The sequence below is a fragment of the Kribbella yunnanensis genome, from assembly GCF_039529655.1.
In the GTDB taxonomy this organism is placed as follows: Bacteria; Actinomycetota; Actinomycetes; order Propionibacteriales; family Kribbellaceae; genus Kribbella; species Kribbella yunnanensis.
In genome coordinates this window covers 19,269-27,319 of sequence record NZ_BAAANF010000005.1, presented here as the reverse complement: position 1 = coordinate 27,319, position 8,051 = coordinate 19,269, and the positions used below count along the sequence as shown (strand labels likewise).

Genomic DNA, 8,051 nt, shown 5'->3' with positions numbered 1-8,051 from the left:
GCCTCCGTACAGACCACGCACGAGCGGGCTGATGAGTTCATTCAGGATCTGAATGAACCTGCAGGCCTACTCCAGCGTGGTCAGTACGAAGCGAGAAGTCAGGAGGGGTCGTGCCGGACAAACTCAAGATGAACTACAACCTGCTCAACGACGCCAAGAAGGACCTCGAGGACCTGGCGGGCAACATCAAGCCGACGCTGAACGACAGCCTGTTCAGCACGCTGGCCGGGCAGGACAGTTCGAGCATCCTCGGCAGCAGCGAGATCGACACCGCGATCACCGCGCTGCACACGAACGCCCAGGGCACGATGACCAAGGCCGAGGACGGCCTGAAGAAGCTGGCCGGTTCGTTCGGCTCGGTCGGTGAGGCGTTCCTCCAGTTCGACGCCGAGATCGCCCAGGGCATGAACGTCACCAACAGCAACCTGGCGCTGTCGAACTACTACCGGGACAAGTCGCAGTGGGACTACTACCAGGCCCACAAGAGCGAGTGCGAGAACCTCCCGGCCGGCCAGAAGAAGCCGGACTTCTGCAGCGCCACCAACCCCGGTGACCACCCGCCGCTCGACCAGACCATCACCACCGACCGCGGCAACATCCAGACGCATCTGACCCTGGACGACAAGGGCAATGTGATCAAGGAAGAAACCACGGTCACGTACGACGGCAAGACGTACCACTCGGTGACGACGTACAGCGATGACAAGCACACGATGATCACCGACAGCGACTACCCCGACGGGTCGAAGGTCCACGACGAGACCAAGATCAACACCGACGGGAGCAGTACGTCGACCGCGACCAGCACGGACGCCGACGGCAAGAAGGACACCACCGTGACGAACCTCGGCGGTGACGGCAGTGGCACCAAGACCACGACCAAGTCCGACGGCACCGTGACCGAGTACACCCGCGGCCCGGACAACGAGGACGGCACCTCGGCCGACTGGGTCGAGAAGCCCAAACCGGTCGAGGACGACCCGTACTACTACACCCCGATCTTCTAGCACGCCCACCCCCGAAAGGACCACCAGCAATGGCGTACGACGGCATCAACCTCGACTACGGCAAGATCGTCGATGTCACCAACCTGATGAAGAACGCCCACGACCAGATCGTCCCGCTGGTGGAGAACCTGCGGACCCGGGTCAACACGCTCGTCGACGACGGCATGGTGTTCAAGCAGTCCAGCGAGGTCATCCGCAACACCTACAACAACTTCGACACCAGCCTGAAGGCCGCGGTCAAGGGCATCGAGGACTTCCGCGAGATGTTCAACAGCATCAAGAAGAACGCCGAAGACTTCGACCAAGGCATCAGCAACTCCCTCAACCAGGCCAAGTAACCCCCCGCACCCCAAGGGGCTCCCGGCACCCACCGCCCGGAGCCCCTTCCGCACGCCCCGGCCCGCCCCATTTGGTGGGTGCACCCATCCCCTGGGAGGTTCCCCCACGGAATCCCGGGGTGGGAACCTCCCATTCGGTGGGTTCACCCACCTTCTGCACCCACCAACCACGGTGGCGCACCTTGAGCACCCCTCAACCACCGCCCGCACCCACAGCCCCCGATCCGCGCCCAACGCCGTACCGGCCGCCCAAAGAGCAGCCCACCCACCTTTGTGCACGTACGGCGTCTTTGGGTAGCCACCGACCATTTCGCGGCCGCCAGAAGGGTCGGTGGGTTCTCAAAGTTGCGTGCAGCGCACAAAGAGCAGCGCGCCCACCTTTGGGGGGGTGGTGGGGCGCGGGGGGGTTATTGGGGGCGGAGGACGGTTAGGGGGACTTGGATGGTGAGGGGTTGGGAGGCGGGGCCGGTGGTCCAGCCTCGGCCTAGGCGGGGGGTGGCTCGGGTGATGTTGGAGCCGACGCGGACGCCGATGAGTTCGCCGTCGCTCATGGAACGGGCCTCGAGCAACAATCCTCGCCGGGCTCGGCGGGCGGCCGAGGACCAGCCGCTGAGGCCGGACTGGAAGCCGTCGGTGGTGGCGGCGAAGATCAGGCCGATGCCTTGGTCGCGGCCGGAGACGACGATGTCCTTCAGGATCTTGTCGGCGGCGGCGGTCATCAGCAGGTCGGCGTCGTCGATCACGACGACCTTCGGACCGGGCAGCCCTTCGAGGGCGGCGCGCAGGACGTCCTCGGCGGGGTCGGACTGCATCAGTACGACCTGCGGGTGTCGTTGAAGCATCCGCAGCGGCGACTCGCGTGGAGTGATGACGATCAGCGAGGACCCCGCGGCGAGCAGCGAAACCGCCAGACACGACAGCGCATTGCTGCGGCCCGAGCCCGGTGAACCAAGGACGGCGTACGACGAACTGACGCCGCCCAGGTCGACCCCGATCGCACCGCCCTCATCGCCGCCGAGGCCGATCAGACCCCACTGCGGTCGCCGGTCCACCGCGTCGACCTTCTCGTACGCTTCGGCAAACTCGACCGACGTCGGCAGCTCCGCGATCGTGAACGGCCGCCGCGCGTCCGCGACCTTGAAGTCGCGCTTCTTCGCCTCAGCCGCAATCGACCGGATCGCCTCCACCTGAGTCGAACCGCCACCTTCAGCCAGTACGGCGACCTGTGTCTCCGTGCCGGTCAACACGTGCCAGCCGCGACCCGGCCCGATCATCGCCGGTACCTTCGCCAGCCGCAGACCGGCCGCCTGGTAGTCGGTCCGATCGGCCTGCCGCAGCAAGAGTTTGTGGTCGTTGTGCGACGAGAGCCGGCCACCGAGCAGCGACCGCTCCGACGTGGCAATCAGGTGAATCCCCAGACCGCCTCCTTCGCGGAGGAGACGCAGTACCTCACCGAAGAGGTTGCCACCGTCGTGATCGTCGAGCATCGTCGACAGCGCGTCCCAACCGTCGATCAGAACCATGATATGCGCCGGCCGCTTCGCCTTCGGCAGCGCCTTACGCAGCTCGTTCAACCCAGTCGCGTTGTGCTGCCCGGCCAGCTCCTGACGCTCGGTCAGCTCCTGGTTCAGCCGGCGCAGCAAGCGCGTCAGCCGCTCCATGTCGTGCCGCGAAACGACCGCCCCACAATGCGGCAGCGTCTCAAGCGGCGCGAGCGCACCACCAGCCGCGTCGATCCCGTAGATATGCACATCCGCAACACTCAAGGTCTTGGCCGCCGAAGCCGCCATCGTCCGCAGCACCTGCGTACGCCCGGACCGCGGCGCACCGATCACATACAGATGGCCGAAGCTGTCGAAGTCGATCCCCGCAACCCGCTGCTGCTGCAACGCCGGGATGTCCTCCAGCGCATACGGCACGAACATCTCGGTCTCGCTGGTATCCGGCAGATCCTCCAGCAACAGCTGGGCACCCAAAGCGGGCTGCCACGGCTTCGGCTGTACGGCGAAGTCCGGCAACTCGGCGGCCGCATCGCGCACCGCCTCGACCAGCACATGCAGATCGGTCAGCGGAACCGTCGGAGCGGACTCCTCGACCTCCGCCTCATCGTCCCGCTCGATCGGTCGCCCAAGCGACTCCCACGGCAGCTCGGTCACCGAAACGCCAGCCGGATCGACCGGCCCGGTGGGCTCCACGCCCTCCTTGCGCTCCCCGCCGACCCACGCGGTCTGAAACAGGTCCGCAAGTCGCGGCCCGCGGCGAATCAGCGCCCGCCCCGGAATCCCGGTACTGATCGACGCCGCCTCGTTCACATCGACGACGTCCTGGCTCTCGGACTGGTCGGTGACGCGCAGCGCGATCCGCAGGTTGGTGTTCGCCCGGATATCACCGGTCACGACACCAGCCGGTCGCTGAGTGGCCAGGATCAGGTGGATCCCGAGCGATCGACCGCGCTGCGCGAGGCTGATCAGGCCCGGGACGAAGTCGGGGATCTCGGCAACCATCGCGGCGAACTCGTCGATCACCAGCAACAGTCGCGGCAACCGCGCGATCGACGGATCGGCAGCCCGCTTCATCTGATAGTCGATCAGGTCCTTGGCGTCGGCCGCCGCCAGGATCCGCTCCCGGCGACGCAGCTCGGCGTCCAGCGACACCAGCACCCGCTCGACCAGGTGCGAGTCGAGGTCGGTGACCATCCCGAGCGTGTGCGGCAGCCCGGCGCATTCCTTGAAGGCGCTACCGCCCTTGTAGTCGACCAGGACGAACGTCAGCTCGTCCGGCCGGTTCGCAACCGCGAGCGACGCGACCATCGTCTGCAACAACTCTGACTTGCCGGATCCCGTCGTACCGGCGATCAGACCGTGCGGCCCATCGGCCACCAGGTCGACCGAGAACCGGCCGTCGAAGTCGGTCCCCAGGATGAACGACGTACTGGCCGGGCGGCGGCGCCAGCGCTCGACGATCGGCGCGGCCGAGGGCGGTTCGAGCTCCAGTTCGTCGAGCAGCTTGACCAGCTTCGGCAGGCCCGCGTCGTGGTCCGGGCTGATGTCGCGCACCGGCGCGAGCGCCCGCGCGATCTGCTCGCACCACTGCGGCGTGACCAGGTCGGCACGGACATCCTCCTGATCGGGAATCCCCGGCCGGCGGATCGTCAGCGTCTCTTCCTCGGCCGCGATCACCGCGCCGCACTCCTCCGGCAGCAGGCGCTCGTCGCGATCCAGACAGACCGAGTACACGCCGACCGCCGGGCCCTCGGTCAGCACCTGGATGAACCCCGGTACGTCGCGCAACCGGCGCGAGCCGTCGGCGATCACCACGATCTCGGTCTCGGGCAGGCGGTTCTGCGCCGACTGTCCTTCGGCCGCGATCCGGCGGTGCCGGCCCTGGACCTGCGCGACCAGCTCACTGATCCGTGCGTACGTCGTCGATTCGTCGTTCGCGATGAGCACTGCCGCTGCGGCCTTGTCCGGCTGCAACTGCGGCAACCACCGCACCCAGTTCCAGTCGTCGACGGTCTCTTCATCAGCCAGTACGACGATCTTCAGCGCCTGCGGCGAATGCAGTACGGCGGCCTGGATCGCCAGCCATCGCGCGACACCGCGGATCGTAGCCTCGGGACCGGCGATCCCGAGAACGCCGTGCTGACGCATCGGCAGCGCGATCGGCGCATCCGGGATGGTCCAGCGGATCGTCCGGTGGTTCTCCTCGCGACCTTGGTCGTCGACCTCTTTCAGCGACGCCTGGTCAGCAGTACCGAGCCGAAGCAGCAGATAGTCCGGATCGGTACGGCGACGCTCCCACAGCCGGCTGCCCGGTCGAGTCGCCAACTGCGCGATCCGAACCGGATCGGGCGCGGTCAGGTTGCGGATCAACCGCTCCCGCGTGACCGCGGCCTCGATCTCCTCCTCGAGAGCCGCCATCCGAGCGAAGTACCGGCGGCGAGCCTCGATGTGATCAGCGCGATTGGTCTTCCGCGCGCTGAAGAAGTTCATGCCCATCATCATTGGGCTGAGCATCGTGAAGACGAGGAAGTAGTAGGAGTTGAACAGGCCGACCATCACAAGGCCGAGCACCACCGGAGCCATCACGACCGGCCACGGGAACGGCCGCTTCTGCGGCGGCGCCGGCGGCGTTGGCAGCCGGATCTTCTCGTCGTCCAGATGCGGCGCCAACCGCGGCGGCCGGTTGTAGTCCAAGGTGTAGCCGTCGTCGGCCAGCCGAACCGCGGCCTGCGGCTCGAGCGCGCCACTGCACCGCAGCAGCACCGTGCCAGCTGCGAGGTCCTCATCCGGTTGCCACGCACGAACCTCGCCGACGGCGGCGTGGCCAGGATCGACCACCCGCTGCGACTTGGCCGGGTCACCGGCATGCTCGTCGTCCTCGACCCGGATCGCCGTGGTCGCGGCGTCGTCCTCCGGCGGGCCGATCTGCCGGCTCGCCACCGCTCCGGTCAGGTCGTCGGTGCGATGCCAGAACGCCTCACCGGCCGGCCCGACGGTCACCCACAGACCACCCTGCGGTACGTCGTTCCCGGTCAGCTGGATCGTGCAGAGCGGATCCGCACCGATTTCGTGGCTGCCCGGTCCGACCCGCCACACCCGACCAGCCTCCGGACCGGAGACCGCGTGCAACTCGACCACGACCGGCGCTGGACCAGTCGGGCGCCCCTGCAGCAGATCCGGTACGTCGATCGGCCCACCCAGCCCGAGGACACCGCCGGTCCGAACGCCGGAACCGGCCAGCGGCGCTGTCGGGTCAAGCAGTCTGCGGCCGAGAAAGAGCGGCGTACCGGGTTTGCCGAGTCCCTCGGCCAGACCTGCGACCGACAGGCCGCGTGGGACGCGGACGATCCGGTCGGAGCGCTCACCGGAGCGGGCTTCGACGGTGGTGAGGTTCAGCTCCATGAGGCAGCCTTCCGAGCGGGCTCGCCAGCGGTGGCCGAGACGCCGATCGGGCCCTCCGGCAGGCTCAGGTCGTCGAGATCATCGAGCGGCTCATTCGCGAGCGCGGCAGTCTCGGTCCCGAAGTCGTGTGGTGGCAGTCGGCGGATCGAGCGCGCGACAGCCCTTGCCAACGGCAACGGATCGATCCGGAGCCACTCAGCCGCGCCGTGCAGTCGCAGGGTTTGGTCGGGCAGCGCCTCGACCAACCGGCAGCTGCCGCGAGCAGGGCCGAGGCTGAGTAGGCGGCGGCCGGCTGGGAGCGGCCCTTGCAGCGGTTCGGCACCGACCACGAACCAGGCGCCGAGCCGGACCAATGCCTCGGCGAGCGGCAGACCGTCATGACGCGAATGGATGCCGTCGGCAACTTCAATCGCCCCGACCGGCAGCCGAACGTCGAGCTGGGCGGCGATCGCCTGGACGACCGGGCGGGCGATCCGGTCCACGCCGTACACGGACAGGGTGCGTGGTCCGGACAGAACGTCGATCATCAGTACGGCGCTGCCGCTGCTGTCGGTGCCGAGACAGACCAGCAGCGGCGTCTCGGTCAGGCGGGCGGTCGGCTCGGGCAGGCTGTCGCGGTCGATCCACCACAACCGCGGGTCTTGGTCGTCGTGCTGCCATGGCGCGGGCAGGTCGACCTCCGCCTCGGGGCCGGCGACCAGTACGCCGACTCGCTTGCGGGTGATGGCGACGGCGTACGGCGCGGTTCCGGGAACAAGGTTGGCCGCGGCAACAATCACTTGCTCGGCCGCGTCCCAGGCAGTCTGGTCCCGCAGCACCTGTGTCAGCAGGCTGAGTCGGCGGCGGTAGCGTCGGCGAGCTGCGATCGGTTCGGTGAACGCGTGCACGGTTCGGCGGGTCTCGCGAGAGATCCAGCGCCCCAACCGCTTCCAGCCACCCAGCTTCCGGACCAGCAGGTTGACCAGGATGATGACGAGCAGCGCCACCCCGACGTACCCGAGGAAGGCGCGCACGCCACTGCTACCGAACCCTGTCATGCAGCAGCTCCGGCCCAATCTCCGCGGCTGAGCTCGGCGCGGATCTGCCGAACAGCGTTGTGGGCCCTTGATTTCACCGTCCCGAGCGGGACGCCGAGCACGGCCGCGACCTCTTCGCCAGGGTGCCCGAGCAGGTGGATCCGGGCCACGACCTCACGGTGCGCAGGCGACAACCGGCGCAGGACCTCGACCAGCACCCGGCGGTCGATCACCTGCTGCACCTCGTCGGGCTGCCGGTCGGTCTCGAAATCCGGAGCGTCCAATCCGACCGGTACGGCGCGGCCGTCGCGGCGGTGCAGGTCGATGACCAGGTTGCGGGCGACCCGGAACAACCACATCCGGACCGGACGGTCGTGCCAGTCGATCCGCTCGGCCAATTGCCAGGCTCGTAACAAGGTTTCCTGAACGACGTCCTCGACCGCATGACTGTCACGGCCCAGGATGCTCGTCACATACCTGCGCAGGCTGTCTCGTTCGGCCAGACACAGGTCGATGACGATGGTCCGGCGCGCGCACTCGTCGATGATGGATCTCCCTCGTGGCGGCTTCGGTGGAGGACCCCCCAGATCAGTCGCCAACGTAGACTGAGAACGCTCTCATCGCAACAACTCTGCGTAAACAGCTCGCAACAAAGAGGTCTCATGCGACGACCGGTCGATTCTGCGCGGTGACCGGTATCACAGACTCGCCAGCGTTTGACGGGACGGCTGTGCTGGGGTGATCCTGCCGGGTGACAGTGCCCGAAAACCCTTGTGGGTATGAGCT

The 8,051-nt window shown here is 67.5% G+C and carries 5 protein-coding genes; 2 read left to right on the top strand and 3 right to left on the bottom strand.

Annotated features, from left to right (window positions below; translation table 11 throughout):
- The first annotated feature begins 110 nt into the window (after positions 1-110).
- Both ABD231_RS08875 and ABD231_RS08870 read left to right on the top strand, forming a co-directional pair.
- Complete coding sequence (locus ABD231_RS08875) at positions 111-1,007, top strand: hypothetical protein (RefSeq protein WP_344147919.1); 897 nt, start codon at positions 111-113, stop codon at positions 1,005-1,007.
- 29 nt (positions 1,008-1,036) lie between these two features.
- Positions 1,037-1,345 (top strand): hypothetical protein, encoded by a 309-nt coding sequence (locus tag ABD231_RS08870; RefSeq protein ID WP_132409322.1) that lies wholly within the window; start codon positions 1,037-1,039, stop codon positions 1,343-1,345.
- 407 nt (positions 1,346-1,752) lie between these two features.
- Here the strand turns inward: ABD231_RS08870 and ABD231_RS08865 are convergent, their stop codons facing one another.
- Genes ABD231_RS08865 through ABD231_RS08855 form a run of 3 tightly spaced genes read right to left on the bottom strand, consistent with a single transcriptional unit; the run spans position 1,753 to position 7,864 of the window.
- Positions 1,753-6,249, bottom strand: a complete 4,497-nt coding sequence (locus ABD231_RS08865; protein WP_344147911.1) for an FtsK/SpoIIIE domain-containing protein — start codon at positions 6,247-6,249, stop codon at positions 1,753-1,755.
- Entirely contained in the window at positions 6,240-7,286 is a 1,047-nt protein-coding gene (locus tag ABD231_RS08860) for a hypothetical protein (RefSeq protein WP_344147907.1), read from the bottom strand. Before ABD231_RS08860 ends, ABD231_RS08865 begins: the two co-directional genes overlap by 10 nt.
- Entirely contained in the window at positions 7,283-7,864 is a 582-nt protein-coding gene (locus tag ABD231_RS08855) for a sigma-70 family RNA polymerase sigma factor (RefSeq protein WP_344147904.1), read from the bottom strand. Before ABD231_RS08855 ends, ABD231_RS08860 begins: the two co-directional genes overlap by 4 nt.
- Positions 7,865-8,051 lie beyond the last annotated feature (187 nt).